Annotated in this window: 28 protein-coding genes; 16 read left to right on the top strand and 12 right to left on the bottom strand. The window is 54.2% G+C overall.

Annotated features, from left to right (window positions below; genetic code table 11):
• Positions 1–59: 59 nt before the first annotated feature.
• Positions 60–845 carry a hydroxyacylglutathione hydrolase gene (gene gloB, locus M6D89_RS04350; RefSeq protein ID WP_253966801.1) on the bottom strand — a complete coding sequence of 262 codons (786 nt, stop codon included), beginning with the start codon at positions 843–845 and terminating at the stop codon, positions 60–62.
• 181 nt (positions 846–1,026) lie between these two features.
• Here gloB and M6D89_RS04345 point away from each other — a divergent pair, with 181 nt between their 5' ends.
• The 9 genes from M6D89_RS04345 (at position 1,027) to msrA (ending at position 9,134) form a co-directional block, all read left to right on the top strand.
• Entirely contained in the window at positions 1,027–1,827 is an 801-nt protein-coding gene (locus tag M6D89_RS04345; protein WP_253966800.1) for a methyltransferase domain-containing protein, read from the top strand.
• Positions 1,828–1,872: 45 nt separating this feature from the next.
• Positions 1,873–2,304 (top strand): ribonuclease HI, encoded by a 432-nt coding sequence (rnhA, locus tag M6D89_RS04340; RefSeq protein WP_253966799.1) that lies wholly within the window; start codon positions 1,873–1,875, stop codon positions 2,302–2,304.
• A gap of 9 nt (positions 2,305–2,313) precedes the next feature.
• Complete coding sequence (gene dnaQ / locus M6D89_RS04335) at positions 2,314–3,045, top strand: DNA polymerase III subunit epsilon (RefSeq protein WP_253966798.1); 732 nt, start codon at positions 2,314–2,316, stop codon at positions 3,043–3,045.
• Positions 3,046–3,229: 184 nt separating this feature from the next.
• The gene (locus tag M6D89_RS04330; RefSeq protein WP_253966797.1) at positions 3,230–4,945 is read left to right on the top strand and encodes a FimL-related protein; all 1,716 of its coding nucleotides are present in this window, start codon (positions 3,230–3,232) and stop codon (positions 4,943–4,945) included.
• Entirely contained in the window at positions 4,945–5,730 is a 786-nt protein-coding gene (gene nudC / locus M6D89_RS04325; RefSeq protein WP_253966796.1) for an NAD(+) diphosphatase, read from the top strand. Before M6D89_RS04330 ends, nudC begins: the two co-directional genes overlap by 1 nt.
• A gap of 4 nt (positions 5,731–5,734) precedes the next feature.
• A complete protein-coding gene (locus M6D89_RS04320) occupies positions 5,735–6,388 on the top strand; it encodes a cation/multidrug efflux pump (protein WP_253966795.1) in 654 nt (217 codons plus the stop codon).
• Positions 6,389–6,408: 20 nt separating this feature from the next.
• Positions 6,409–7,458, top strand: coding sequence for a protease SohB (gene sohB / locus M6D89_RS04315; RefSeq protein WP_253966794.1), 1,050 nt, complete (start codon positions 6,409–6,411; stop codon positions 7,456–7,458).
• A gap of 31 nt (positions 7,459–7,489) precedes the next feature.
• Positions 7,490–8,494, top strand: a complete 1,005-nt coding sequence (locus tag M6D89_RS04310) for a YhdH/YhfP family quinone oxidoreductase (RefSeq protein ID WP_253966793.1) — start codon at positions 7,490–7,492, stop codon at positions 8,492–8,494.
• A 4-nt stretch (positions 8,495–8,498) separates the two neighbouring features.
• Positions 8,499–9,134 carry a peptide-methionine (S)-S-oxide reductase MsrA gene (gene msrA, locus M6D89_RS04305; protein WP_253966792.1) on the top strand — a complete coding sequence of 212 codons (636 nt, stop codon included), beginning with the start codon at positions 8,499–8,501 and terminating at the stop codon, positions 9,132–9,134.
• On the opposite strand, the gene M6D89_RS04300 is transcribed toward msrA, so the two are convergent.
• Both M6D89_RS04300 and M6D89_RS04295 read right to left on the bottom strand, forming a co-directional pair.
• Positions 9,131–9,403: a hypothetical protein gene (locus M6D89_RS04300; RefSeq protein WP_253966791.1), complete on the bottom strand. Its 273-nt coding sequence runs from the start codon at positions 9,401–9,403 to the stop codon at positions 9,131–9,133. The two genes, msrA and M6D89_RS04300, sit on opposite strands and share 4 nt — an antisense overlap.
• Before the next feature lie 4 nt (positions 9,404–9,407).
• Positions 9,408–10,130 carry a phosphoadenylyl-sulfate reductase gene (locus M6D89_RS04295; RefSeq protein WP_253966790.1) on the bottom strand — a complete coding sequence of 241 codons (723 nt, stop codon included), beginning with the start codon at positions 10,128–10,130 and terminating at the stop codon, positions 9,408–9,410.
• A 201-nt stretch (positions 10,131–10,331) separates the two neighbouring features.
• On the opposite strand from M6D89_RS04295, the gene thrH reads away from it, so the two are divergent.
• The 6 genes from thrH to M6D89_RS04265 all read left to right on the top strand — a co-directional run bounded on the left by thrH (position 10,332) and on the right by M6D89_RS04265 (position 14,167).
• Positions 10,332–10,949, top strand: coding sequence for a bifunctional phosphoserine phosphatase/homoserine phosphotransferase ThrH (gene thrH, locus M6D89_RS04290; RefSeq protein ID WP_253966789.1), 618 nt, complete (start codon positions 10,332–10,334; stop codon positions 10,947–10,949).
• A 135-nt stretch (positions 10,950–11,084) separates the two neighbouring features.
• On the top strand, positions 11,085–11,924 hold the full coding sequence (locus M6D89_RS04285) for a DMT family transporter (RefSeq protein WP_253966788.1): 840 nt from the start codon (positions 11,085–11,087) through the stop codon (positions 11,922–11,924).
• Positions 11,925–12,120: 196 nt separating this feature from the next.
• The gene (locus tag M6D89_RS04280; protein WP_020209639.1) at positions 12,121–12,327 is read left to right on the top strand and encodes a cold-shock protein; all 207 of its coding nucleotides are present in this window, start codon (positions 12,121–12,123) and stop codon (positions 12,325–12,327) included.
• Positions 12,328–12,432: 105 nt separating this feature from the next.
• Positions 12,433–12,963: an adenine phosphoribosyltransferase gene (locus M6D89_RS04275; protein WP_253966787.1), complete on the top strand. Its 531-nt coding sequence runs from the start codon at positions 12,433–12,435 to the stop codon at positions 12,961–12,963.
• On the top strand, positions 12,956–13,174 hold the full coding sequence (locus M6D89_RS04270; RefSeq protein ID WP_253966786.1) for a hypothetical protein: 219 nt from the start codon (positions 12,956–12,958) through the stop codon (positions 13,172–13,174). Before M6D89_RS04275 ends, M6D89_RS04270 begins: the two co-directional genes overlap by 8 nt.
• Before the next feature lie 87 nt (positions 13,175–13,261).
• A complete protein-coding gene (locus M6D89_RS04265; RefSeq protein WP_253966785.1) occupies positions 13,262–14,167 on the top strand; it encodes an aspartyl/asparaginyl beta-hydroxylase domain-containing protein in 906 nt (301 codons plus the stop codon).
• 263 nt (positions 14,168–14,430) lie between these two features.
• On the opposite strand, the gene pabB is transcribed toward M6D89_RS04265, so the two are convergent.
• From pabB to M6D89_RS04250, 3 genes are all read right to left on the bottom strand, one after another.
• Complete coding sequence (gene pabB / locus M6D89_RS04260; protein ID WP_253966784.1) at positions 14,431–15,834, bottom strand: aminodeoxychorismate synthase component I; 1,404 nt, start codon at positions 15,832–15,834, stop codon at positions 14,431–14,433.
• Between the two features lie 267 nt (positions 15,835–16,101).
• Positions 16,102–19,176 (bottom strand): phosphorylase b kinase regulatory subunit alpha/beta, encoded by a 3,075-nt coding sequence (locus tag M6D89_RS04255; RefSeq protein WP_253966783.1) that lies wholly within the window; start codon positions 19,174–19,176, stop codon positions 16,102–16,104.
• Positions 19,177–19,367: 191 nt separating this feature from the next.
• Positions 19,368–19,631: a transposase gene (locus M6D89_RS04250; protein ID WP_253966782.1), complete on the bottom strand. Its 264-nt coding sequence runs from the start codon at positions 19,629–19,631 to the stop codon at positions 19,368–19,370.
• 337 nt (positions 19,632–19,968) lie between these two features.
• Here M6D89_RS04250 and M6D89_RS04245 point away from each other — a divergent pair, with 337 nt between their 5' ends.
• Entirely contained in the window at positions 19,969–22,296 is a 2,328-nt protein-coding gene (locus tag M6D89_RS04245; protein WP_253966781.1) for a TonB-dependent receptor, read from the top strand.
• 62 nt (positions 22,297–22,358) lie between these two features.
• Here M6D89_RS04245 and M6D89_RS04240 read toward each other — a convergent pair whose 3' ends face one another.
• From M6D89_RS04240 to M6D89_RS04215, 6 genes are all read right to left on the bottom strand, one after another.
• Positions 22,359–22,607, bottom strand: a complete 249-nt coding sequence (locus tag M6D89_RS04240) for a hypothetical protein (protein ID WP_253966780.1) — start codon at positions 22,605–22,607, stop codon at positions 22,359–22,361.
• Positions 22,604–24,256 carry a PepSY-associated TM helix domain-containing protein gene (locus M6D89_RS04235; protein WP_253966779.1) on the bottom strand — a complete coding sequence of 551 codons (1,653 nt, stop codon included), beginning with the start codon at positions 24,254–24,256 and terminating at the stop codon, positions 22,604–22,606. The genes M6D89_RS04240 and M6D89_RS04235 overlap by 4 nt, the downstream gene beginning before the upstream one ends.
• Positions 24,257–24,258: 2 nt before the next feature.
• Positions 24,259–24,540: a hypothetical protein gene (locus M6D89_RS04230; RefSeq protein WP_253966778.1), complete on the bottom strand. Its 282-nt coding sequence runs from the start codon at positions 24,538–24,540 to the stop codon at positions 24,259–24,261.
• Positions 24,541–24,694: 154 nt separating this feature from the next.
• Complete coding sequence (locus tag M6D89_RS04225) at positions 24,695–25,102, bottom strand: hypothetical protein (protein WP_253966777.1); 408 nt, start codon at positions 25,100–25,102, stop codon at positions 24,695–24,697.
• A 43-nt stretch (positions 25,103–25,145) separates the two neighbouring features.
• A complete protein-coding gene (locus M6D89_RS04220) occupies positions 25,146–25,694 on the bottom strand; it encodes a flavodoxin (protein ID WP_253966776.1) in 549 nt (182 codons plus the stop codon).
• A gap of 234 nt (positions 25,695–25,928) precedes the next feature.
• Entirely contained in the window at positions 25,929–26,516 is a 588-nt protein-coding gene (locus M6D89_RS04215) for a YceI family protein (protein ID WP_253966775.1), read from the bottom strand.

Below are 26,516 nucleotides of genomic sequence, written 5' to 3'. Positions count from 1 at the left end.
GCGACATCGATACTTGGTTGATTATAGTCGGCCGATTCTAGGGGTTTCGGTAAGTCGGGTCAATTCGCTTTAAAGCGGTCTTTCCACTGCCTTAAAGCGGCGAAAACCTCGTGTTCCCGGGGGGCTTTTAGTCCGGTGTGTTTTTTTACTGAGGCCTTTAAGGAGGGGGAATCGGTGCGCAAAAAGGGGTTGGTTTGCTTTTCCAGGCCAATGGTAGAGGGTAGGGTGGATTGCCCTTGGCGGCGTTTTTCGGTCTCGCGAGCAAGACGTTCAGCTATCGCCCGGTTGTCTGGTTCGGCCGCTTGGGCGAAACGAAGGTTATCCACGGTGTATTCGTGGGAGCAGCACACCTGGGTTCGTTCGGGTAGAGCTTTTAAGCGATTAAGCGAGCTAAGGAATTGCTCGGGGCTACCTTCAAACATTCGCCCGCACCCACCCGCAAACAGGGTGTCGGCGCAAAATAAAAGATCTTGCTCTGGGGTTTGTAGCAGGTAACTGATGTGATCCAGTGTGTGGCCGGGCGTTTCTAACACGTCGAGCGTTAGTGGGCCCAAGGTTAGCTTATCGCCTTCACTTAAAACGTGATCCACTTGCGGAATCTTGTCGCTTCGGGGGCCATACACCGGGACCTTACAATCTGCTACCAGCTCATCGATACCGTCGGTGTGGTCCCAGTGATGGTGGGTGATAACGATGCCCGCAAGGGTCAGTCCGCGCGCTTGCAGTTGCTGTTTTACGGCGGTGGCGTCACCTGGGTCAAAAATATAGGCCACGGATTTGGAGTCATCCGGCTGTAATAGCCAGAAATAATTGGTTTGTAGTGCGGGGAAGAGGGAAAGTTGCAAATGGCCTCCTGGGTTGTGGGCCTGTTAACAGCAGCGCCCGGTTTCTGTGCCGACGCCTTATTAGAGGTTATGCGGACATGCGATATTGCAAATCACAGTCGCTAAAGCCTATATCGGCGTCGGACGGTTTACCGAGGTATGCTATGTTAACAGCCAATTTTATGGCTTTCACGGGTGATTCATGGCGCGCGATAAGGTAGTCTCCCCCCCGTTGGCGGTGCAGGCATTGTCGGCTTGGTTTGACCAGCCGGCCGGTGGTGCGCTGCTTGAGCGTCAGCAGGCTCAGGTGGCGCGCGCGTTGAGCTGTCTGTTTGGGTACCACCTGTGTCAGCTGAGTGTGTGTAAAGACGTCAACCTCACCGCAGACAGCCGCATACCCCACAAATTTGCCTTGGGTCCAACCGCCCAGGCGGGTGGACGGGAAGCCGGTTGTGTGGACTTGACGCGGCTGCCTCTGGCGAGTGAATCGGTGGATGTGATGGTGCTGCACCACGCCCTGGATTACAGCGCGACGCCCCATCAGTTACTGGCTGAGGCGGCGCGGGCAACCATTCCCCGCGGCCACATCCTGATGGTTGGATTTAACCCCTGGAGCCCAGTGGGGGCCTGGCACGGAGTGCGCCGATTGATAGGGGGCGGCCCTCTGTGGCGCCATCATCAGTTGCGCCTGGCTCGATTGCTCGATTGGTGCACAGTTCTGGGGTTAGAGCCGGTATCTGTCGAGTATGGCGGGTTTTGGCCGGGTGCCTCTAAGAAGCCCGGGCAGGTGGCTGAATCCATAGGCACAGCCGTTCGGCTGCCCTGGGGAAGTTATTATGTCGCTCTGGTGCGCAAGGACGTACCCGGCGTTATACCGATTAAACCACCCTGGGAGTCAGGCGAGGTGGTAGGGCTTAAGCCGTTAGCCGGTAAACTCACCGGACGCCAAGCGCCCAATCGCCGCTACGACCTGAGGCGTGATAGTTCCCCCAAACCCAAATAAACGGGCCTGTTCTAGCAGGCCATAGTCTTGACTGAGAGAGCTTAAGTGAAAGAAATACACGTATTTACCGATGGCGCCTGCCGCGGCAATCCCGGCCCCGGGGGCTGGGGAGCGCTGCTGCGCTACAATGGTCAGGAAAAGGAGCTGTACGGAGGCGAGCCCAACACCACCAATAATCGCATGGAGCTTATGGCCGCTATTGAGGGGCTAAGGGCGCTTAAGGAGCCCTGTCATGTAGTGCTTACGACTGACTCCCAGTATGTGCGCAAAGGCATTACCGAGTGGCTGACGGGCTGGAAACGCAATGGCTGGAAAACGGCCGCCAAAAAGCCGGTTAAAAACGACGATTTGTGGAAGGCGCTGGATCACGAATGTCAGGGGCATCAGATTGATTGGCGCTGGGTTAAGGGCCACAGTGGACACCCCGAGAACGAACGGGCCGACGCCCTGGCTAATAAAGGCATAGATTCCCTGTAAGGTAAAAAGATGAACGAAAACGAGTTAAAAGGCCATCGCCAGATTGTTCTGGATACGGAAACCACCGGCCTCGAGCCCTCCCAGGGGCACAAAATCATTGAGATTGGTTGTGTGGAGGTGGTGAATCGCAAGTTAACCGGCAACCACTATCACCAGTATATAAACCCCCAGCGTGAGGTCGATGCCGGCGCTATGGAGGTGCATGGCATCACCAATGAAATGCTGGCCGATAAGCCCGTATTCTCACAAATTCGCGATGAGTTTATGGCGTTTATTCAGAGGGCTGAGCTCGTCATCCACAATGCGCCGTTTGATGTGGGTTTTATCGACCACGAGCTGCGTCAGCTGGACGCCTCGCACCAGACCATCGGTTTAACTAACGCTATTGTCGATTCGCTGGTATTGGCTCGCGGCAAGCACCCGGGGCAAAAGAACAACCTAGACGCCTTGTGTAAGCGCTATGGTGTCGATAACTCCCAGCGCGATCTACACGGCGCCTTGCTGGATGCCGAGATCCTCGCGGACGTCTATCTTCTAATGACCGGCGGCCAGACCAGCCTTTCACTGGGCAGTAGCAGCGGTGGCGACAGCGGCGGTGAAGGGGGCGAAGAGATTCGCCGCTTGGCGGCCGGGCGCGCGCCTTTACCGGTTTTACAAGCCAGCCCTGAAGAGCTCGAACGGCACAAAGAGAAGCTGGAACAGATCGGCAAAGCATCTGGCGGAAACTGTTTGTGGGGATAAAACGCGACGCTTTTGGCGTTCAATAACACCTATGACACGTGTTGCTGGCGATCTGGCAAAATTTAATGTAATTTCTAAGATATAGAATCAACCCCTTGCCGCAAAAGGTAAAACCCAGTGTCGGCCCAGGTTAAAAACCACCCATACAGACCGGGCCGCGCCAGCAACTTTAGGAAGAATAATCGTGAACAACGACACTGCAGAGACATTTAACCCCGCCTCTTTGAAACTGGTCCACGATGAGTTGGTGGCAACCATCGAGTCGGCCGCCTCGCGATTAGAGCGCTTTGCCGCCGACTCTGAAAACGGCGAGTTGCTGCAGTTGTGTATTGACGATATCAAACAAATTCGCGGCACTCTCAGCCTGTTGCAGCTGCGCGGTGTCGATTTACTGGCCCAGGAACTGGTAGAGCACATCACCGATATTCCGTTAGGCAGTCACGAGATTACTCAAGCCAAGCTTGAGCCTATTACTTCGGTGTTCTTTATTCTGCCGCGTTACCTGGAGTACTGTAGCCAAACCGGGCGCAGTATGGCCATTTTGCTGATTCCCTACATTAATGAATTGCGCCGTGCCCGCAAGGCCCCCTTGTTGGCTGACAGCCATTATTTTCCCCAGCAACACTTCGAATCTAAGCGCGCTCCTCAACCGGAGTTGGATATCCCCGAGGATTTTCGCCAGGTGGTCAGACGTCTGCGTCACATGTATCAGGTGGCGATGTTAAATGTGCTGCAGGGCAAACAGGCCGCGCCATCGCTGGGAATGATGGCCCGCGCGCTGGAGCGACTGGATAAAATCTGTGGCAATCGCGCGCAGGCGAAGCTTTGGTGGGTGGGCTCTGAGGTGTTGACCTTATTGGGTAAAGACAAGCTACAGCTGAGTAAAACCCGCAAGATGCTGTTTGGCGCGATTGACCGCGACATAAAACGCCTACAGTTTGAAGGCGAGGCGGTACTGGACCGCGAACCGCCCGAGGCGCTGCTCAAAGAGCTGCTTTATTTAGTGGTGCTGGCAGGCGCCGACAGCGAGCGTTCGGCGGCAATTCGCGCTGCTTTTTCCACCCCAGAATTGTCCTACACCGAGAGCTCGCTAATCCGCGAACAGGAATATTTAAAAGGCCCCAGTGCGACCACTGTCAGCTCTATGGCAGCGGTACTGCAAGATGAGCTGCGCAACACCAAAAACATCCTGGAGCGCGCTGCGCAGGGGGGCGTTGAAATGTTGAAAGACACCCCTGAGCTGGGAGAAAACCTCAAGAAAGTGGCCGATACTCTGACCATTGTGGGGCTGCAGGCGCCGGCGGATTCTTTAAAAGCGGATATGGTTAAAATCCAGACCTGGCAGGAGGGCACCGCCGAAGCATCGCCCGATGACCTGTTGGGAGTGGCCGACACACTGCTGTACATTGAAAGCACCGTCACCGGTCTGACAAAAATGAACTTGTCGGATGAAAAACTGGCCCAGCTTAATGCCTTGAGTCGTGCTGAAGCGCTTTCCAGCAGTCAGATCATGGAAGCTGAAGCGCTGGTAATCGAGGAGGCTGAAGCGGGCTTGGCGTTAATAAAACGCGGTTTAACGTCTTACGCCGAATCCAATTACGATATTGGCCACATTAAAAACGTGGCTTCTACGCTATCGAGTGTGCGCGGCGGTATGCTGGTGCTCGACTTGCCCCGGGCGGCGAAGGTCGTGGCGGCCTCCGAGCGGTTCGTCAACGAAGCTTTACTGGGAGGCGAGCCGCTGGCCGCGGTTCAGCATTTGCTTGAGACTTTTGCGGACGCGGTTATCAGTCTGGAATACTATCTGGACGCCATTAAATCCGATCGGAACGCCGACACCAGTGTGTTACAAGTAGCCGAAGAGAGCCTTCAGGCACTGGGTTACCCGGTTGCAAGCTAATGGCGACACAAGCGAGTTCGGCCTGGCTGGTACACGCGGGCCAGATTGCCATTGACGAACAAGGCGATCCCTTACAGAAGGTGCCCACAGGCCTATCGGGCATAACCTACCTTCCCCCCGCCAGCGGTGACAAGCGCAGTGTCGCGCTGTTAACGGAGCCCCATGATCTAAGCTGGATTTCACTGCGCGAATGTTTAGCGAGCCTGAGTGAGCGTAACTTCCAGTCAGCCAGTCGCGCGGTGCAGCTGGAGCACTGGTGGCGCAATCATCGCTATTGCGGCGCCTGTGGCCAGGCGCTGGGCGAGCTAAGCCCTCAGGATTTGTCACGGGGCGAGCTGGTGCTGCGCTGCAGTGCCTGCCCGGCCCATTACTATCCCAAAATTTCCCCGTGTATTATTGTGTTAATCACCCGTGGTGAATGGTGTCTATTGGCGCGTCACACTCGCTCTAAAAGCGGGGTTTATACTACCCTGGCGGGTTTTATTGAGGCCGGAGAGACCCCCGAGCAGACCGTGGAGCGCGAAATCTATGAAGAGGTCGGGCTGCAGGTGTCGCAATTGCGTTACAGCAGCAGTCAAAGCTGGCCTTTTCCCGGTCAATTAATGCTGGGGTTTTACGCTGATTATGATGTCGGCGACATTCGGGTTCAGGAAGATGAAATAGCGGACGCCCGCTGGTACCACTACAAAAATTTGCCGTCTATTCCGCCCCGTGGCACTATCGCCCGGCGTTTGATTGACGGTTTTGTCTCGGGCTTTGATCAAGCCTTAGTTTCGGAGGATTAAGCTCGTGGTTTATAGCGCAATCGCTGTGGCAGCCGCACTTATTTGCCTGTTGGTGGCCTATATGGCGGCCCGACTGTTATGGAAAGATTCCTGGATTATGGGGTGGCTGCGGGGCATGTTTGGCCTGGCACTTTTGGCCCTGGCGGTATTTTTTGCCTTTATCGCCCTGGACATTTTCAGCTACCGCCAAATCCAGGGTGAGCAGACCGTCGCCACCGTAAGCTTTACCCAAAAAGCTAGCCAAGAGTATGAGGTGTTGGTGGCCATACCCGAAGAGGACGAACAGGCGTATACCCTAAAAGGTGATCAATGGCAGCTAGATGCCCGTATTGTTAAATGGAAAGGCCCATTGCTGCAGTTAGGTATAAAACCCGGTTACCGTTTAGATCGACTGTCGGGGCGCTACTATTCCCTTGAGCAAGAGCGCCGCGAACCGCCCAGTGTCTACGCATTTAGTGAAAGCCCTATGGGCGTGGACGTCTGGCGCTGGCTGCGCGAAGCCAAACAGCAACTACCCATCGTCGATACCGTTTACGGAAGCGCCACCTATTTGCCTATGGCCGATGGCGCCGTGTTTGATATTCGTTTAAGCGGTGCGGGATTAATTTCACGGCCAGTCAACGACGCCGCGCGCGACGCCGTCGGAGACTGGAAATAAACATAGCAGGAGTGTGATTTTTGGAATTTATTATCGAGTACGGTTTGTTTTTAGCCAAGGCGGTTACGGTATTAATCGCTATTGCGGTGGTATTAGCGCTTGTCGCTAATAGTAAAAACCGTCCTGACTCCGACGGGCATATCGAAGTCACCAAAGTGAACGAAAAACTGGACGACTATACCGAGACAATTAAGTCGGCCGTTTTAGATTCGACCGCGTTAAAACTTGAGAACAAGTTAAAGAAAAAACGCGAAAAGGCGCGCAAGCGTAAAGACAAAAGTGCCAAAACCGAACTTGAGCCGGGCGCTGAGCGTAAAAAGCGGCTTTACGTTTTGAACTTTGATGGCGATATCAAAGCATCCGCGGGCAATAATTTGCGCGAGGAAATTACCGCAGTGCTGGGGCTGGCCGAATCTCAGGACGAAGTGTTGGTACGCCTGGAAAGCGGCGGCGGTATGGTGCACAGCTATGGCCTGGCGGCCAGTCAGCTCAGCCGCATCAAAGAGCGGGGCATCCCCCTAACCGTGAGTGTCGATAAAGTCGCCGCCAGCGGCGGGTATATGATGGCCTGCGTAGCCGATAAAATCGTCGCTGCCCCCTTTGCCATTTTGGGCTCTATTGGCGTGGTGGCGCAGCTGCCTAACTTTCATCGCCTGTTGAAGAAAAACAATATCGACTTTGAAATGTACACCGCCGGTGAATACAAACGCACGGTTACCATGTTTGGCGAAAACACCGATAAAGGGCGCGAGAAATTTACCGACGATTTGGAACAAACCCACGTACTGTTTAAAGAGTTTGTCGCCGAGAACCGCCCCCAGGTGGAAGTGGAACAAGTGGCCACCGGCGAGGTCTGGTATGGTAAGCGAGCGCTGGATATTCGCTTGATTGACGAAGTGATCACCAGCGATGGTTATCTGTTAAACCAACACCCGGATGCGGATATTTTCGAAGTCACTTACGCGCACAAAAAGACACTGCCGGAACGTCTGGGACTGGCCGCCGAAGCTAGCCTTGATAAAGTGTTGTTGCGCTGGCTTTCACGGATGCAGCCGAACCGGTGGTTCTAAATATTTGCAGCGGGTAGGGCCGAGGCGTTATATGACACATTACCAAGCACTGCGCGTTACGCAACAATCCCCCGACGATTTCCACTGCGAGGTGGCTCGACTCCCTCTTGGCGAGCTGGGGTCAGAGGGGGTTCTGATTAAGGTTTACTACTCCTGCCTCAATTATAAAGACGCGCTCAGTGCCGCAGGCAACCCAGGGGTTACCCGGACGTTTCCTCACACCCCAGGCATTGATGCCGCGGGGGTGGTCGAGCAAGACCCGTCTGGAGTCTTCGCTCCGGGCCAGCGAGTGCTGATCAGCGGCTATGACTTTGGTATGAACACTCCCGGCGGCTTAGCCGAATACTGTCGGGTACCCGCCCAATGGGTATCTGTCTGCCCCGACGATTTAAGCCTGCGCAACGCCATGCTCTATGGCACTGCCGGGCTGACGGCCGCTATGGCGATGCAAAAAATTCAAAAGCTTCAGCCAGAGGTCGCGGGGCGCCGCTTTGTGGTCACCGGAGCCTCGGGTGCGGTCGGTTCTCTGGCCGTGCTCTTGGCCGCTCACGCGGGCTACTCCGTGACTGCAGTAACGGGTAAAGCGCAGGAGTTCGATCGCCTTACCCAGCTTGGCGCGAGCCAATGCTTACCCGCCGAGGATTTGCTTAAATCATCGCCAAAGCCCTTGCTTAAGCCCGAGTGGGACTGCGGCCTGGATTCTCTGGGCGGCGCTGCGCTGGTTAATGTGTTAAAAGCGACGGCGCCCGAGGGCGCCATTGCCAATTGTGGCTTGGCCTTGGGGCCCGAGCTTGAGGGGAACGTCTTTCCGTTTATTTTACGCGGGGTTTCACTGCTGGGAATCGACTCGGTAGAGCAGCCACTCGAGACAAAGCGGGCGCTCTGGCAGTCTTTGGCCGCAGTGCCTCTCACTGCTGAGCAGGAAGCGCTGATAATACGCGAGGTCGAACTCACTCAGGTGCCAGAGCTGCTGGCTGCCATGCTTAAAGGAAGCGGGCGCGGGCGAGTGGTGGTGAACCTACAGGCAAAAGGTTAAGACTATGTTTTTTACCCCAAAGAAATTGCAAATGCCCACGCCCGAAGAAGCCTTACCCGGGCGCAGCGAGCCGCTGGCGGTTGAGCCACAGCATTATGTTAACGGGCACTCTATTAAGCCGCCGTTTCCCGAGGATACCCAGTGGTTGATACTGGGAATGGGCTGCTTTTGGGGCGCGGAGCGATGTTTTTGGCAGCTTGATGGAGTCTACACGACGGCGGTGGGGTACGCCGCCGGCTTTACTCCCAATCCTACCTATGAAGAAGTGTGTACCGGCCAGACAGGTCACAACGAAGTCGTGTTGGTGGTTTATAAGCCCGGCGATATCCGTTTTGCCGAGTTGTTAAAAGTGTTCTGGGAGTCCCATGACCCCACTCAGGGAATGGGGCAGGGCAATGATCGCGGCACCCAATACCGCTCGGGCTTGTATTTGCCTCTGGCCGAACAGATAACCGAGGCTGAGCAAAGCCGCGAGCGCTACCAGCAAGCGCTTAAAGCTAAGGGATTGGGAGAGATCACCACTGAAATCTTGCCCACCCCCGAGTTTTACTACGCGGAAACCTACCATCAGCAATATCTGGCGAAGAATCCGGGTGGTTATTGTGGATTGGGCGGTACCGGGGTCTCCTGCCCGGGTTAAGGCTCTAACACCTCGAGCAAAAATTTCATATACACCGTGTAAATCTGGGGAGGCTCGCCCGCCTGCTCGACGATAAAGAAGGGCGCCCGGTTAACCTCATGCTCCTTAGCCAGTAGCATTCCTGGGCTTTGAGGGTCGCTCTCATGGGCCTCCAGAACCTCGTCAATCCGATCAATATGCCCTGAGCGTTCTAGCTTTTCCTGCACATCGACGCATTTGCGGCACGGGCGACCGTCGGGCAGTATTTTTTTGACCAGAGTGATTTTCATCGCACTACTCGATATTGCTGGCGTGTAAGCCGCACTCTTTTTTGGTTTCCTCTTCCCACCACCAGCGGCCTTCGCGCTCGTGCTGGCCTGGGCCTACGGGCTTGGTGCAGGGTTCGCAGCCAATCGAGATAAAGCCACGATCGTGAAGTGGATTGTAGGGCACCTCGTAGGCGCGAATATAGGCCCAGACCTCTTCCGAGCTCCAGTTCGCCAACGGGTTAAACTTGGTAAGCCGGTCACCTTCGCGGGCAAAGGCTTTGTCGTCCTGAATGACTGGAATGTCCGCACGGGTGCCGGGGCTTTGATCTTTGCGCTGACCGGTAATCCAGGCGTCTACCTCCAACAGCTTTTTGCGCAGCGGGGCGATTTTACGGATACCGCAACACTCTTTGTGGGTATCCTGATAAAAGCTAAACAGGCCTTTCTCGCGCACAAGCTTGCGTACCGCTTCACCGTCGGGCGATACCACGTCAATCTCGATACCATAGTGCTGGCGCACTTTTTCAATAAACTGGTAGGTTTCCGGGTGCAGGCGGCCAGTGTCCAGGCAGAATACCCCTACATCCGGGCGAATACGGCTGGCAATATCAATCAACACGACATCTTCGGCGCCACTGAAAGAGATGGCGATATTGTCGTAGTGCTCCAGCGCATAGCGCATGATGCTGTGCGGGCTTTTGCCCTCAAGTTCTTGTTCAATATCGGTGATGGCAATGCTGTCACTCATTCCGGGATTCCTGCTGACACGGTTGTTTCGGGGATCGCTCTGCGGCGCTTTTGGGGTGCAAATCATAGCAAAGCCGCGCCATGCTGCCCAATAGATTTGCGGCATTACCTTATAACAGCTCGTATGGTGTACGTTGCTTTTCCGCGTCGGGCAGGGTAGATTCGCGATCTTTTATTGACTTGAAAACTAGGGGATTTGGCTGTGGAACTCGCATGCTTAGACTTAGAAGGTGTACTGGTACCAGAAATCTGGATTAAATTCGCCGAAAAGACCGGTATTGACGCGCTCAAAGACACCACTCGGGATATTCCCGATTACGATGTGCTGATGCGTCAGCGCCTGCGCATTCTGGAAGAAAACAACCTGGGCCTGAATGAAATTCAGGAGGTTATCGCCACGCTTGAGCCTCTGGACGGCGCGGTAGATTTTATCAACTGGCTGCGCGAGCGCTTTCAGGTAATTATTCTGTCAGATACCTTCTATGAGTTCTCTCAGCCTCTTATGCGCCAGTTGGGTTTCCCGACGCTGCTGTGCCACCGCCTGGAAACCGACGACAATGGCCGAGTGATTAACTACCACTTGCGTCAGAAAGACCCCAAACGTCAATCGGTACTGGCGTTAAAAACCCTGTATTACCGGATTATCGCCGCGGGTGACTCTTACAACGACACTACTATGCTCGGAGAAGCGGATGCCGGCATTTTGTTCCACGCCCCGCAAAATGTCATTGACGAGTTTCCCCAGTTCCCGGCCGCGCACAATTTTGCTGAGCTTAAACAGGCGTTTATTAAAGCGAGTAATCGTGACCTGAGCCTGTAACCTGGCTATGTGCCGCCTGTTCAGGGCGGCGCAGTGACGCTTGTGCTAAAGCGTTATTCATCGTCCTATCGGCAATCTCTTAGCCGATACCGAAATACTGACGGGCCCCAATACCTCTAACCCTGTGGTGCTGCTTTGCGCTTCGCTAATATCGCGCTTTTAACTCTGGTGGCTATGCTGGCTTTTGCCGGCAATTCCATTCTCTGCCGTCTGGCTCTGTCGGAGCCTTTGATCGACCCGGCCAGCTTCAGCTTTATTCGCCTGTTTAGTGGCGCGTTAATGCTGTCAATTTTGGTGGCCAAGCCTGGCAGACTGACCTGGCGCGGGCGGTGGCCTAATGCTGTTTCGCTTTTTTTGTACGCATTATTTTTTTCCTATGCGTATCGGTCCCTGGGAGCGGCGGAGGGGGCGCTAATTTTGTTTGCTGCGGTTCAGCTTACTATTTTTAGTTGGGCGCGTTGGCAAGGCACGAGGTTCAGTCGACTCGAGCTTGCCGGCGCAGCACTGGCATTTGCCGGCTTGTGTGGCTGGTTGTTACCGGCCGCATCACGACCCTCGCTCAGTGGCTTTGCACTGATGTTGTGCGCAGGCGTTGCCTGGGGTGTATTTACCATGCGCGGCAAGGTGTCAGGGGCGGCGTTGCAGACCACCGCAGCCAGCTTTCAAATGGCGGTTATCCTGGGGCTTCCACTGTTGCTCGTGATCGGGTTACAGGCGCACTGGGATTGGCGTGGAGTAGGGCTTGCGGTCGTCTCGGGGGCTTTGACCTCGGGGCTTGGCTATGCGCTTTGGTATCGGGTTTTACCGTTTTTGACGGCGGCTCAAACAGGGGCCGTGCAGCTGAGTGTTCCGGTGTGGACAGCAGTTATGGGAATGGTGTTAATTTCGGAGCCTGTAACAGCCAGTTTTGCGGTGGCGGCGGCGGTTATTTTGGGCGGCATTGGCATGACTTTATGCAAGCGTGAACAAGGTTAAACTTTCCTCGGCGAGTGTGTTGACTTGGGTTGACAGGGGTATATACTCAAATACGCTTGAAAGTATGTCCTATATTTATGCCCAACCTTAGCAACAGTAGTTTCTACAGTTCTGGTCTTTTTGTCATAAGTAATAGCAACACTTTTAGCACCAATCGCCTATCAAGGCTTACTCATTGATTGAAAAGGAATAGACTATGTCTACTGTTACTGGCACTGTTAAGTGGTTTAACGAAGCGAAAGGTTTTGGTTTTATCGAGCAAGAGTCTGGTCCAGACGTTTTTGCTCACTTCAGCGCTATTGTTGGCTCGGGTTTCAAAACCCTGGCCGAAGGCCAAAAAGTTGAGTTCACCGTAACTCAAGGCCAAAAAGGTCCTCAGGCTGAGAACATCGTAGTACTGTAAATTTTACGGTGCACGTTCTCTTAATCAGCCTAGCTGATTAGCCGAAAAGGCGGGGTTAATACCTCGCCTTTTTTGTTTTCGATCTACAACCCTGTGCCACGAATTATGAATAGGCTTGAGCAAGCGATTACCACCATTTCCGATTACCCCTCGCCCGGAGTGCAATTTCGCGATATTACCTCCTTGGTCGAAAATCCCCAGGCATTTGCCGAGGCCTGCGAACAGCTAGCCGCGCCCTTTGCCGATGCCGGTATTCAAAAAGTTCTGGCTATTGAGGCGCGCGGTTTTATCTTTGGGGGCGCCGTAGCCGTCGCTCTGGGGGCGGGCATGGTCATGGCGCGCAAGCCGGGCAAGTTGCCCCGTAAAGTGATCGCCCAAACCTATGAGCTTGAGTACGGCAAGGATATGCTTTGCCTTCATGTGGATGCCATTAAACCGGGCGAGCGGGTTCTGCTGCTGGATGATTTGATTGCCACCGGCGGCACCGCTATGGCGGCCACGGACTTGGCGCAAAAACTGGGTGCCGAGGTGGTCGCGGCCAGTTTTGTGGTTGCCTTGCCGGAACTTGGCGGCCTGGGGCGGCTCCAAGCTCGGAATATTCAGACCCACGCGCTATTGGAGTATGAAGGTGACTAAATTCACAGGGTTGATTTTGCTCGCAGTGCTGGCCGCCTGCAGTCATAAGGCTATTTACGACAACGCCCAGAATGATCAGCGCTGGCAGTGCGACAAAGAACCCATAAGTACACAAGCCGAGTGTCGTGAGCGAGTGGCAAAAAGCTATGACCAGTATGAGCGCGAGCGGCAGGAGCTTTTAAAGGGCGACTCGGCCAGCGCTTTCGAGTAAAACACCGGCTAGTGCTTGGTCGGATTGACGGTTTTGCGTATCATACGCGCCCAGATGCGACACCAGTAATCAAGAGGTCAACAGGCTATGGGCGTCATCCTTACCTGTATTGCAATATACATTGGCTGCATAGCCTTCGTTCGTACCCGCAACCGGGTCACTTTCCCCCTAAGCCGGCAAATGACGGATTTTTCCACCTTTATGGTGCCGTTTAACCTGCCGGCCTATGGCCTTAGCAAGGTGCCCACAACCCCGCGGGTATCCAAAGAGCATTTCCCGGAGCTGGACGTGATTGAGCAGAACTGGGAAGTGATTCGAGACGAGGCTCTGGCTTTATACCAGGGCGGCAAAATCACCACTAAAGATGATTTGCCTGCCAGTAGCTTTTACAAAGATAATCGCTGGACCAGCTTTTACCTAAAGCTCTACGATCATGACATACCCTCGGCCCGTGAGCTGGCCCCCAAGACCATGGAGCTGCTGGATCAGGTGCCTTATCTGAACCTGGCACTCTTTGCAGTGCTCAATCCGGGCAAAAAGCTTAATCAGCACCACGACCCCTTTGCCTATACACTGCGTTATTCTTTAGGGTTAAGCACCCCCAATAGTGAAAAATGCGGTCTGCAGATTGATGATTTCCACTACCCCTGGCGCGATGGCGACAGCATTATCTTCGATGAAACCTATCTGCACAGCGCCTATAACGACACAGAGACACCGCGCGTTATTTTAATGACCGATATCGATCGGCCCTTAAAGCTGGGATTCGTACAGAAGGGCTATTGGTATTTTGGCCGCTTTTTTAATGGTCTGTTTAAGATTGACAATGTGGATGCCTCAAACTCGGGTATTGGCAACAAGTTGGGGCAGGGCCTGCTCGGCTATCAGCGTTTCTTGAAGTCGGTAAAGAAGAAAAACCGCACGTTTTACTACACCGCTAAGTGGGTGGTGATTGGCGGATTGTTACTGCTAATCGGCAGTCGCTTAGTCTAGGGCCTGTTAACACTAATTAAATGCGCCTGCTGGAAACCAGCTTTGTCTCCAGCTAGGCGCCGTGAGCGCAGTTTGGTTGTTCCAAATAAGTGATCGGCAACAACGCTGGGGGCAAAACTGGCTCCAGCCCTTCGGGTTGCGGCTAAAAATCCGCCACTCTGCGTTGCTCGTCGTTCATTTGGAGTGACCAAACCACTCTCCTCGCGCCTTGATTGGCAAATTTTTAGTCGCAACAGGCTGCATCTAATTAGTGTTAACAGGCCCTAGGCAAAAGCCTCCTCCAAAGTGCGCATCAGCAGGCGCACTTTGGTAATACTCTCTTCGTACTCTGAATCGGCCGTCGAGTCGGCCACAATCCCGCCGCCGCCCCAGCACACCAGTTTTTCTCCGTCGCCGCTTAGGGTGCGAATGGTGATGCTGGTGTCCATGTTGCCGCAGGCACTGATGTAGCCCAGACTGCCGCAATAGACACCGCGGCGGTGGCTCTCCAGCGATTCGATAATCTGCATCGCGCGAACCTTGGGTGCGCCCGTGATAGAGCCGCCGGGAAACGCTGCCCGCAGAAGCTTAATGGGCGTTTGCTCGGGCTTGAGTACGCCCTCCACCCGGCTGACTAAGTGATGCACATTGGCGAAGCTCTGCAGAGCAAACAGCTCTGGGGTGGTCACCTGGGAGCAGCAGCGGCTGAAGTCATTGCGCAGCAAATCCACAATCATCAAGTTCTCGGCGCGATCTTTTTCACTGGCCAGCAAGCGTTGGGCGTTAGTTTGGTCCTCGTCGGGATTGAGGCTTCGCGCCACTGTGCCCTTAATGGGACTGGTGGTGGCGCGGGTGCCGTCGCAGGCGATAAAACGCTCGGGCGACAGACTGAGAACCGCCCCTTGCGGCAGCTGCATAAAGCCAGCAAAAGGGGCGGGGGAGGCTTCGCGAAGTGCCAGATAAGCGGGGTAGAGATCGCCTGTGTAGCCGGCGCTAAAGCGCTGGGTCAGATTGATCTGGTAGCAGTTGCCCTCACGGATGTGATTATGAACAATATCGAATTTTTCAATATAATCCTTTTTGTTAATAGTGCTCTTGAAGTGACTGATTTTAAAAGATTCATTTGTGTTTTCTAGAATTGACTTTAACTTTGTTTCCGCCGTTATAAGTGCCCGAACTGAGCTCAATTCTGTATCAGGTAAGCCAGTTAACCAAGCTTTTTGCTTATGGTGATCCAGCACGATAGCCCAGGGGTAGATTCCCAGGTGCATATCGGGCAGGGATAAATCTTCGGCCGCGACAGAGGGAATCGACTCCAGCCGACGGGCTAGGTCATAGCCAAAATACCCCAGCGCACCGCCGCAAAAAGGCAGTATTTGGCCGTCCGCGCGGGCCTTGGCACAGGCTTGGGGCATGGCGTTTTGCAGTAGTTGAAATGGGTCTTCCGCGCTTTCCCATTGCCGCTTAGCGTCGTGTTCGGTGATTTGCGTAAGCCCACCTCGGGTAACCAGTTCGACCGTCGGGCTGGCCGCGATGATGTCAAAGCGGCCCTGTTGAGTGTAGGGGTGGCAGCTGTCCAGCCAAATGGGTAGGTCTAGATGGCGTATTTGCGCAAAGTAGGTGGCGCCACTGTCGCTGTAGGGAATAGGTTCAACAACGGGTTTGGCGCTTGGGTGATAAACACTCATGAAAGGCTAGTACCTGGAAGTCTTTGGGCAGGCAAAGTATACCGGTAACCTCTACCCGAAATAACCCATGGGGTTTTTGGTTATCCTCCAGTGGCAGGTTATTTAAAGCCGGCGAGAAGGCTGTTTGAGACCGTCAAAAATACGGACCTTTTTGACGGTCTACAGGGATGTGTTTACGGCGTGTCTCGAACAGTTCTCTCCCAGGCCAAAGCACGAATGCCTTAGCTCAGCATTTATAGGCCGGATTCCGAAGGGGTCATAAAAGGGCTATGAGCCAGCATAGTGCTTTAACTCATCCAGAACCGCGGTTTGCAGCACTCGGGGCGATTGCTGAATCAGTGCATCCAGGTAGCGTCCCCCTTCGCTGGACTGCTGCGCTTGTTCCGCCCAGTGCAAGGCGGCGTCTTCCAGCAGGCGGCTAAAGACCACGGGTTGATCAAAGTAAACCTTGGGGTGACGTTCGCAAAACAGGGTAAACGCCAGTAACGCTTCGACCACGGCACTTTTAAAATAGCTGGGGTGCAGAGGCTGGGTCAGCTCATCGATCAGCTGGGCAAAGCTCTCTTCGCCGGGCGTCATGGAGCTGCGAACCAGCTCGCAATCGATTTGGCTGTCGCTGCTGCTGTCGCCGATCACCAGGGTCTTGGCATTAGCCAGGCTTTTCCAGATGGCGGTCAAAAACTTATCGTCAAAGCGGGTAATAAATCCTCGTGCCAAGCGCCACTCAAACCAGTCGGCATCTACCGCGTTGGCGGCGACCGCATCACTGTCGCTGAGTAAGCTTGTTTGCTCATTGTCTAAGTGAAAGCTGTGGTTAACGCCCTGGGAGAATACCTTGCGCTGCGAATCGAAAACCTGGCGGAGCTTTTTATACAAATACACGGGCGGTTGGCTGGCTAACCATTCTATCGGGGATTCACTGTCGTTTTGTGGGTAGTGAGAGCACAGCAGCATAAAGTTGTGCAGCTGTATAGAGCGCAGACCATCAAACAAATAGGGTTGGGTGCGAAGCAGCGCGCCCACGGCGATGATCACTTCCTGCGCCAAGGAACGCTCGAGGGGGTTTTGGAAAACCTTATCCAATCCATCCAGTATTTCCTGATTGCCCAGCCCCGAGTTGATCAACAGTTCGGCATCGGCGCTATCGCCCAGCGCAATTTTTAAATGCCGCGCCGCCAGTAGCGTTAAGCTATCGGCCAGATCCTGATGGCCGTAATCGAGATAGGCAAAACACAAACGGCACAACGCCCAGTGGTTACAGTGGCGCGCGTAGCGATACAAATCGGCCAATACATCCCTTACCGAATGGTCCTGACTCACCGGCTTATCCAGACTTTCAGAATCCAGAATCTGGGCAAAGCCCTCCGCCAGTTCGGATGCGGAAGAGTCGCTGGTAGCGAGTTGCTGCAATTTAGCCATCTCTGGGGGCAGGGCGTCCGTTGGTATTTGCGGGCAGGTCTGTGGCGTGCCGTGGCTTGTGCTTATCGGCACCAAACAGTAGTCCGGCAGAATCAGCTTAGTCACACGCGAGGCGCGCACTGCAAGGCTCGCCGAGGCATTGCCCACATGCTCATGGGTGGTGCGCAGCTGCAGGTCTTTCAAGGTTTGAAAAAACAGCCCCGCATTGGGAATCGCGCAAATGCTGGCGTTGACCTTCAGGGTAAACACCGCGACTTCGGCATCGGTCCAGTGTTTGCGAATATGTGTGACTTCTGCAATCAGCAGCTCGCTGAGAAACTCGGCATCGTAGACGCGGTAATCAAACACCTCGCTTTGCAGCCAGGATAAACACAAACAGGTTTTACCATTGATACGGTAAGTGTGCGAGGTCGCGAGGCTTTGCAGGCGGCGCCTGGGGCGACCGCTTAACCCCAGTGCGGTGTTTGCGCCCACCTGGGTAAAAGCGTCCATCAGGTGTGGTGCGGTAATCACATTGATCGGTTTAATGTCTTCCAAGGACTCGGCAATAACCCCGTTTTGCGACAGGGTGGTTTTCACTTCGTCGTTTTCGGCCAGCACTACCAGGGCAATCTGCGCTCGGGAGAAGCGCGTCGCGCGGCGGCGGATGTGCAAGGGGTCCAGATCCGTGGTGGCGATATACCCTTCGTCCAGCAGTAATCCGGTGTAATACAAACTTTGTGCCCAGACCAGCGGAATATTGTCGTTGGGCAGGCGCGCCTGGGAGCGGGGCTTTTTCTTTTCCGCCGCGATATTTTCGCGAGGTAAATAGTAAAGCTCGGGAATTAACCCCACACCGTCCTTGCTCACCATAAGCGATTCAATTTTACGGCGGTAGTGATTGGCGGTGGTATCCAGCTCGTCGAATAGGGCGTTTAAGTACAAAAAACAGTAAAACAGCGGCCACTCGGACTCAATATGTTCAAAGGTGGCCAGCTCTGAGTGTTCGTAGTAAAGGCGCGAGCTCTCCTCGATGGCGGTTTGGTGGCCATCCCATAAAAAGCGCTTGCAGCCCCAGTCGCCGCCCAGCTTCGATAAAATGGTGTCGCGGGTTTTGGTCAACAGTTCGGGGCGGCCCACCGCGAAGGCCGGAAAACCGATAATCGAAAGCAGGGCGCTGTCCACCTCTTTGGACAGTGATTCGCGCGGCAGCAGTGCCCCCAAGGTATTGCGCGACAGGGAGATGGCGTCGGGAATGACGTGAATCACAGCCCGCCGACTGGCGTCGGGCCCGAACAGATTCAGGCCGTCCAGCGCCTGCATCGCGGCTTTAGCCATGCCTACGGAGCTGGCGTTAATTTCCGTGAGGCCGTTATTGATCTTGTTTCCGCGCTCCCAGATACCAAAATCCGGAGTCCGGTAAGCACTGGAAATGTAGTACACGAGGTTTTGCACAAAATCCACTTCGCTTTCGGTACAGACAATGCGAAGCCCGGTGGCCGACATTTGCGCCAGCATTAATAAAAATATCGAGGTCGCGTCAATTTGCAGGTGGCCCCAGGCGTCATCGGCGACCACCGGCATACCACTGGCGGTATCGTATTTGGCGTGCAGTGCGTCCACTGGGTCGAGGGTGTGTTTAAACTTCTCCACCTTGGGCGATTGGCGCATCATCGACTGTAATAATCCGCGCATCAGCTTAATGCACGACTGATTCAGCGTATCGGCACGGTTTTTCTGGCCCGCGCGCGCCATGGCTCGGGCCAGCGCCCAGACACAGATAATCGAATAGACGTTATCGCGCACCCAGGCATCGGTGTAATCGCCGTGAGCGGTGATGGCTGTGCTGGCGGGTAAAAGCCCCGACACAGGGTGCTGTCGAGATAGAACGACTTGTTTAATCTCTTGGTAAATGCGTTCCAGAGTATCGTTTTGCCGCTTCATAAACTTTCCCTAATGACGACTGCGGGGTCTGAATTAACAAGCATCAGACGTGCCGGTGGCAAGTATAGAAAAAGTTTGTTCCGGGCGTGTGACATTAAGAGCGGCTAGCCGATGCCTCGGGTGGGTGTCGGGCCCGCAACGGCCGAGAAACGCGCGCTCTTGGTGCATACGCCAAGCGCGCCTGCGCTCCGTTAAGGCACTTTCTGGCGTTCGAGAGCGGCTCGTAGGCGGGCGTTTTCATCCTTTAGCTGGGCTATTTCGGCGTAAGCGCGCTCCAGCTCAGCGGCGGCCGGGGTTTCCAGTTCGCGGCGCCAGCGATAAATATTGGCTTCGCGAATCCCCTGTTGACGGGCCACCTGGGCGGGTGCCATTCCTTGGTCCACAAGGGCCAGTGTTTCGCGTTTAAATTCTGCCGAATAGCGGCGGCGATTTTTGGGTTTAACCACAATTCCCACAGCTTCTCCTTAAGTCAGCTTGCTTTTCGGTTCGGTGATCTAGTGAGTCACGCGGAAAGTCATGTAACCCTTCACTCAACAAAACGCCCGCTGCTGCGTCACCCACATGAATCTCGGCGAGGAGCGGGAGCAGGATTCAGTAAGCTTTGAGAAAGTTAGAAATAGGCCACTATTCCTACACTTTTTCGCTTAGCCCCCGACATTTTGACTGTGCTCCTTGGATTACCAGGCTTTCCGCGTGCCCCGCTAGTGCTTCCAATTTGGTTGTTGCGGATTGTATTACATGTGATAATTAATATCATTATCTTTAGGTGGTTTTATGGGGGAAACCAATATCATGTCTAATACAGCCTTTCCGATGAAGTCGACTTGCGTGCTCGGCTGCCTGATCACATCACTGTGCGCTCAAGCGCAAACCGAAGAATCCATACCCAAAGCCGAGGAGCTGGTGGTTACGGGACAAAAGGTCGAGCGCTCGCTGCAAGATACTCCGGCCAGTGTGGCAGTATTGACCGAAGGGTTTATGGAAGATCAGCAAATCGACAGTTTTTACGGCCTGCTAGACCGGGTGCCCAATGTGCACGGTACCTTGGGCAGCGGTTTTAGTATCCGGGGCATTGATGCTTTCAACGTATCCGGTGGCGGCAATAGTTATCTGGCCAGTGTCTATGTCGACGGTGCTCCTTTACCTTATCGCGCAATCCAAAAAAGCGGCTTTTTAACCTGGGACGTCTCCCAGGTAGAGGTGCTGCGAGGCCCTCAGTCGACCTTGCAGGGGCGCAACTCGCTCGCCGGCGCCATTGTGGTGAACACTCAAGATCCTACCTACGAGTGGGAAGGTAAGTTGCGTTTGGGCGCGGGAGAATACGGCAAGCAGCAGCTGGCATTTGCCGGCGGCGGTGCGCTTATTGATGACGTCTTAGCATTCCGTGTCAGTGCCGAGCAATACGACTTTGATGGCATTAACGATAATATCACTCGCGGCGATCACCCCGACTTTAACAATAACAACACCTACCGCGGTAAGCTGTTGTTTGAGCCCACCGAAGATCTGTCGGCGCTTTTAAGCTTTACCCGCACCGAAACCGAATATGGCGTGCGCTGGACCGAACCTAATCCGGAGCAGGGCGGTAGCGATTTCGATCACCGAATCGTCACCTTTAACGATCCGACCTTTGAAAAAAACGATGCCGACATCACCACGCTGAACCTCGATTACCGCATCAATGACAATCTGGAGTTGATGTCGATTACCAGCTATTCCGATTCCCAATACGGTTACGAGTGGGATGGCGATGCGACCGCGGAACCACTGTCAGTGTTAATCGATGATCGTGTGGATGAAACCCTGAGTCAGGAGTTTCGCCTGGTGATGGAGTTTGAGCGCTTAAGCGGTGTTGTAGGCGCTTATTATTCGGACTTGGATGTGGTGGATGAAGCCAACGGCCAACGCAGCTTAACCATACAGCAAACCGGTCTGCCCACATTGTTAGTAACGCCGCCCGAATACGGTGGTATTGGATTGGATCAAGCCACCGCGGATACGGTGCTGTCACTCTACGCGCCTATCGATCCGGTCCGCTTGGGCACCTATTCAAAACTAGAGCAAGGCGTGGAAACCCAAGCGGTGTTTACCGACCTGACTTTTCGCCTGACCGACAACTGGGATATATTCGGCGGCTTGCGCTGGGATAAAGAAGAGCAGCGCAACGCCAGTGATACGCTGTACACCATCGATAACGAAGATTTATTACCCAACCCGGCCGACTATGCTGCCAACCCTCAGTTTGCCATGCTGATTACGGGTATTAATGCGCAGCTCTATCAAATGGTAGACGACGCCTCTGGCACCGAACCGCCGTCCGATGCGAGTTTTGATGAATGGCTGCCCAAGCTCGGGACCACTTATCGTTTTACCGATGACGTCAGTCTAAGTTTTACTTATCAAGAGGGTTACCGCTCGGGCGGGGTAGGGACCAATGTGGCTCGTGGCTCTATTTTTACTTACCAGCCAGAGTTCACCGACAACTACGAACTGGCCCTGCGTACCGCTTGGTTGGATGGCGCCCTGACCGCCAACGCCAATGTGTTTTTTATCGATTGGCAAGATCAACAGATTGCGGTTCAGTTGTCGGGTAACTCTTATGACACCGAAACACAGAATGCAGGCAGCTCGACCGTCGAAGGGTTTGAGCTTGAGCTGAACTATGCCGTGACCGAAGCGCTGCAGGTGTTTGGTGGCTTAGGTTATTCGCACACCGAGTTCGATGAGTTTACTATTGTGCAGCCCACGGCAACTTATGATCTGGCGGGCCGGGCATTTCCCCGGGCGCCCGAATGGACGGCCAATATTGGCGCGAGCTACCGCGCCGCGAGTGGCTTGTTTGCCAGCGTGAACGCCAACTATGCCGATAGCTCTATCGTGGCGGTGAACCCCTACGCCAATGGTTTGACTGAGGGAGACCCGGGCTTTGATCCGCAAAACGATGCCCGCACCCTGGTCAATGCCAAACTGGGATACGAGTGGGATCAGGTCGCGCTCTACGCAACGGTAACCAACCTGTTGGATGAAGAGTATGTGGAGCTTGCCAATGTAGGAACGCCGCCCTCTGTCACTTTGGGCGCGCCGCGCCAATGGGGAGTAAGTTTGGATTATCGTTTCTAAACCACAAACCAAGCCGATAAAAAACGGAGCCACTATAAAATGGCTCCGTTTTTTTTGCCGTTTTAAGGTGCGTTTCGACTTATCAGCGGTTTAGCGATCACAATAATACAACCGGCCAGAGAGGTTGCCCCCAAAGCGATAAAAACGGCGCGGGGGCTACCAAAGTAAGGAATAAGAGCCGCGATACCCACACCCAGAGCGATTAAGGCCAAAGCCGGGTAGATGCGCGCCTGGGAATGTCTGCTGCGCATCCACAAAATAATAACGGCGCAGCTGGCCAGCAGCGACAGTAATATCAACACGCTTTTCATGACGGGGTTTGCTCCATTGTTAAAGCGTTAGACTGGGGTTGCGCCGCGCGCGTGAAGCGGCCACTGGCGGGACGCTCGCTGGGCAGTTTGCGCGCTGACCAGAGGCAGATCCCGGCGACCAGTAGCAAGCTCAGATCGACACCCGCGGTGACGTGTTTGCCGTTCATCAGCGCCAGCGGCAGGGCGTCGCCGGTGCTTATGGCGTTCACTAAAGGAACCCCGAGGGCTTGCAGCCCGCACAGGGCAAACAGCGCTTTGATGGTTCGATAGCTATTTCGTCGGATCAGCGCGTAGAACAGTATGGCGGACCAAGTGGTAAAAAAGATGACCCCCAGCCAAAAATTCATTTGCGGGCCAGGCACGTTCAGCAAAAGCTGGCCGTAAAACAGAGCCAAGCTGGCGATTACCAGCCCCATACAACTGCCCACGGTAAAGCGGCTTACCCGCTGATAAGCGGCCACCGATAAGCTGCCTTCGGGGCCGTAGGCTCGCCTTTCCACCCAAATCATCATGCCCGTTACCGCCACCAGTGCCGTGCCTATTCCCAGTAGCGCCCAAATAACCTTAACCAACAAGCCGCCAAAATCGCCAAAGTGCAATGGGTACATCGCATCCAGCATGGTGCCCGAGACACTGTCGTGGCGCCCGAAAGTGCTGTAGGCGGCCACAGGCTCGCCACTGATGGCATTGATTTCATGGGTTACAAAGGCCGAAAGAGTGTTTCCCCCTGAGGTGTTAATGGCGAAAAGCGCTCCGCTGTCGCCCCAGCCATGTATGTCGGTGTCCAGAATGGTTAGGTTAGGATGGTTGCGGCTAAAAGATTCCATCACCGAGGCGTACTGAGGTGTGGCGGGCTCACCAGTGAGTGCGGGCTCGGGCTCGGGTAAAAAAGTCTCTACCAGTTTTTCCTGATCACCGGCAAAGCTGACAAACGCTGCGACCGGAACCAAAAGCACGAGTACCAATCCCAGAAATGCGCCGGTAAAGCCAATGACGCCGTGAAATAACAGCCCCCAGACACCGAGGACTTTATGGGTATCGGTAAACAGCAGGCGCAAACTGCGAAAGGGGCGGAAGCTAAAAAGGTCTTTAAGAATTTTGCGGTGGATCAATACCCCGGTTATGACCGATGCAAACAAGGTGAGCCCGAGTAAGCCGGTGAGCACCAATCCCCAGGGGTTGCCCAGGTGCAAGTCGGCATGAAAGGTGGTCATAAAATTGGCCATATCACCGGATCGCTGCGCAAACCACTCTTCGCTAGTACCGGTAAATGTGCTTTGTAATTCCAGGGTTTGCGGGTGGTGGTTGTATACAATGAGGTGGTGTTCGTGGCCGCCATTTTCCAGATGGGTTTCTTTGGCAAAACTAAAGCTGAGTTGTTTGGCACTGGAGGCGCCGGGCAGGGTGACCCCGATGTGATCCAGGTAATCCGGATCAACCCGCCGCGCATGCTGTTGCAGTAGGTAATCGATACTTTGGTAATCATGGACCACATTGCCGCGAATCTCGGGGGTCGCCCATATCTTTAACTCGGGATGACCGAACACCGACAGTGCGCCGGTAAAAGCGACAATAAAAAGCAAAATGCCGGTAACAGCCCCCAGCCAACTGTGGACAATATAGAACTTTTTGGTGGTATCTCTTTGCATATTTATCCTGCTAAATGTCGATAGACAAGGCCGATATGAATCAGGCTCAGCAGCGTCAATACCAGCCAGACGTGCCACAGTTTCGAGGCCATGGCCGCATACAAAAACAACAGCGTCCAGGTGACCGGGAAGAGCAAAATAGGCACGCCAATGCGATCAATATCGTTAAACGGCAGATAGGTGCCAGCGCCTGCGGTAACAAGGGTGGCGGCAATCAATGCGCCCAGCAGGCAAGCCAGCAGGCGACACTTGGGTGAGCTGAAAAGAGATGGTTTTGCGGACATGTCAGAGCCTCTTCTTGAGGCGTTATCTTAACCTTGAATGCAGGCGATAACAATTTTCATTATGAGGCATTGTCGTATGCCAAAGGTTTACAGACGTTCAGAGGGTAAGGGGAGCAGAGGTTGAAAATACCTGGCTTTTGCCACTAGGTAGTTGCTAATGCAATACGCGATAAGAGCGCTCGTTCATGGCTTGAATGGTCTGCATCCAGCCATCGACCTCTGCCAGCGGGGAAAAAGACACATCAATCAGGGGTTTTAGCATTCGGTGGCTATCTTCGAGCGAATAGTGGGGTTCCAAACAGCGCTTAACCCGCTCGATAAGCACATCAGTCTGGATGGCGTAATCGGATTTGCGGCACGCATAGATAAGCTCGAGGGACAGTTGTAGGTAGTAATTCACATCCGCCGAAGCGATGCGCTCGCGCTCAAGCAGTAGCTCAATACTCTCGCAGGCGGTGCCGAGAAAAGAGATGGCCTCGCGCCAGTCTGCGGAGTTCAACGCGCCGTGCGCTTCGCGTCGCAGGCGTTGTACCAACGCCCGACAGCGGGCCGGGCTTTGCAATACCTGCGCCCTGTGTCGGGCGCATAAAAATTGACGAGGGCGATTATGCGGCGTTGGCACTGGCGTATTCCGCAATAATTTGATTGACCCAGCCTTCCACTCGCTCGTCGGTGAGCTCAAATTGTTGGTCTTCATCAATACCCAGGCCCACAAAGTGCGTGCGCGCCTCATTCAGAGCCAGGGACTCATCAAAATCGTAACCCTGGGTGGGCCAATGGCCGATAACCTGGGCACCGGCTTTCAGCACACGCTCGTTTAACCAACCCACGGCATCTAAGAAATAAAAACCGTAGCCGAGCTGATCACCCAAGCCGTATAGGGCGACGGTTTTACCGGCAAGCTTGGTGGCGAGAATCTGCTCCTCAAACTCTTCCCAGTCTTCCTGAATGCCGCCGAAATCCCACGTGGGAATTCCCATAATCAAAAAGTCGAACCCCTCAATCTCTTCAGGTGAGGTGTCGGTAACGTTGAGCATTTCGACCACAACGCCGTGAGCGGCCAGGCTTGCGGAAATTTTTTCGCCAACCTCTTCGGTGTTGCCGGTATCGGTGCCAAAAATCAAACCGACATTCGCGTCAATCATATCAGCCATGCTTTATTACGCTCCAATATGCTGTTGGTGGTTGTGGGTTAAAGTGAGCGTAGATTAATGCAAACAATAACAATTATCAATAACTTTGTTGGCGATGACACAGCCGGACACGGTAGTGGGATGGTGGCTTGTAGAGGCGCAGGGCAGCCAGAGTGGCGCTAAGCGAAATTCGGTGCGGAGGGGCTGTTATATGACGCTGCCCAGGCCCCCGAGGAGGCCTGGCGTGCGCTTGTATTAATGCTCCAGCGTAAAAGTCCATACGCCGGTGATTGGAACAACGGGCTGGATACTGTTAAGTCCGGCAATGGATTGCAGCTCTTTAAGGCCTTCTAACAGGGCGAAATCCGCTGCATTGAGTAAAACCGGGGCGCGTGTGGCAACCAGTAGGGTGTGTTCATCGAACTTGGTGACACTCAATTGTGCAGGCAAGGTTTTGCTCTCGCCATGAAGCTCGACCTGCAGGTCTATATCGATATTTTGCGGGGCATTCTTTTTCAGGTTGGCGATTGCGTCGGCGTCCAACTGGGCGCTTATGTTCGCTTCGGGAAAATCAGCGGTAGTAAATAAAATATCGCGTAAACGTTGGTCACGGATATCAATGTTGGTGTTAACACTGGCAAGATCAACGCTAATATTTACGGCGCCGCTATCGTCAATACCGGCGGAGAATGATTCGAACTGGTTAACCTCGGCAATGGTGTCATTTTTTACCGAGATATAACTTAACGTAGATTGCTCCGAGTCGAGGGTCCAGTGTGCTAAAGCGGGTACACTGGCCAAAGAAAAAAATGCCAGGGTTGCAAGGTTTTTTACGGCGCGCAT

It is taken from the genome of Gilvimarinus xylanilyticus (genome assembly GCF_024195295.1).
Classification (GTDB): domain Bacteria; phylum Pseudomonadota; class Gammaproteobacteria; order Pseudomonadales; family Cellvibrionaceae; genus Gilvimarinus; species Gilvimarinus xylanilyticus.
The sequence above is the reverse complement of the archived record's forward strand: the minus strand, read 5'-3'. Positions and strand labels throughout refer to the sequence as shown.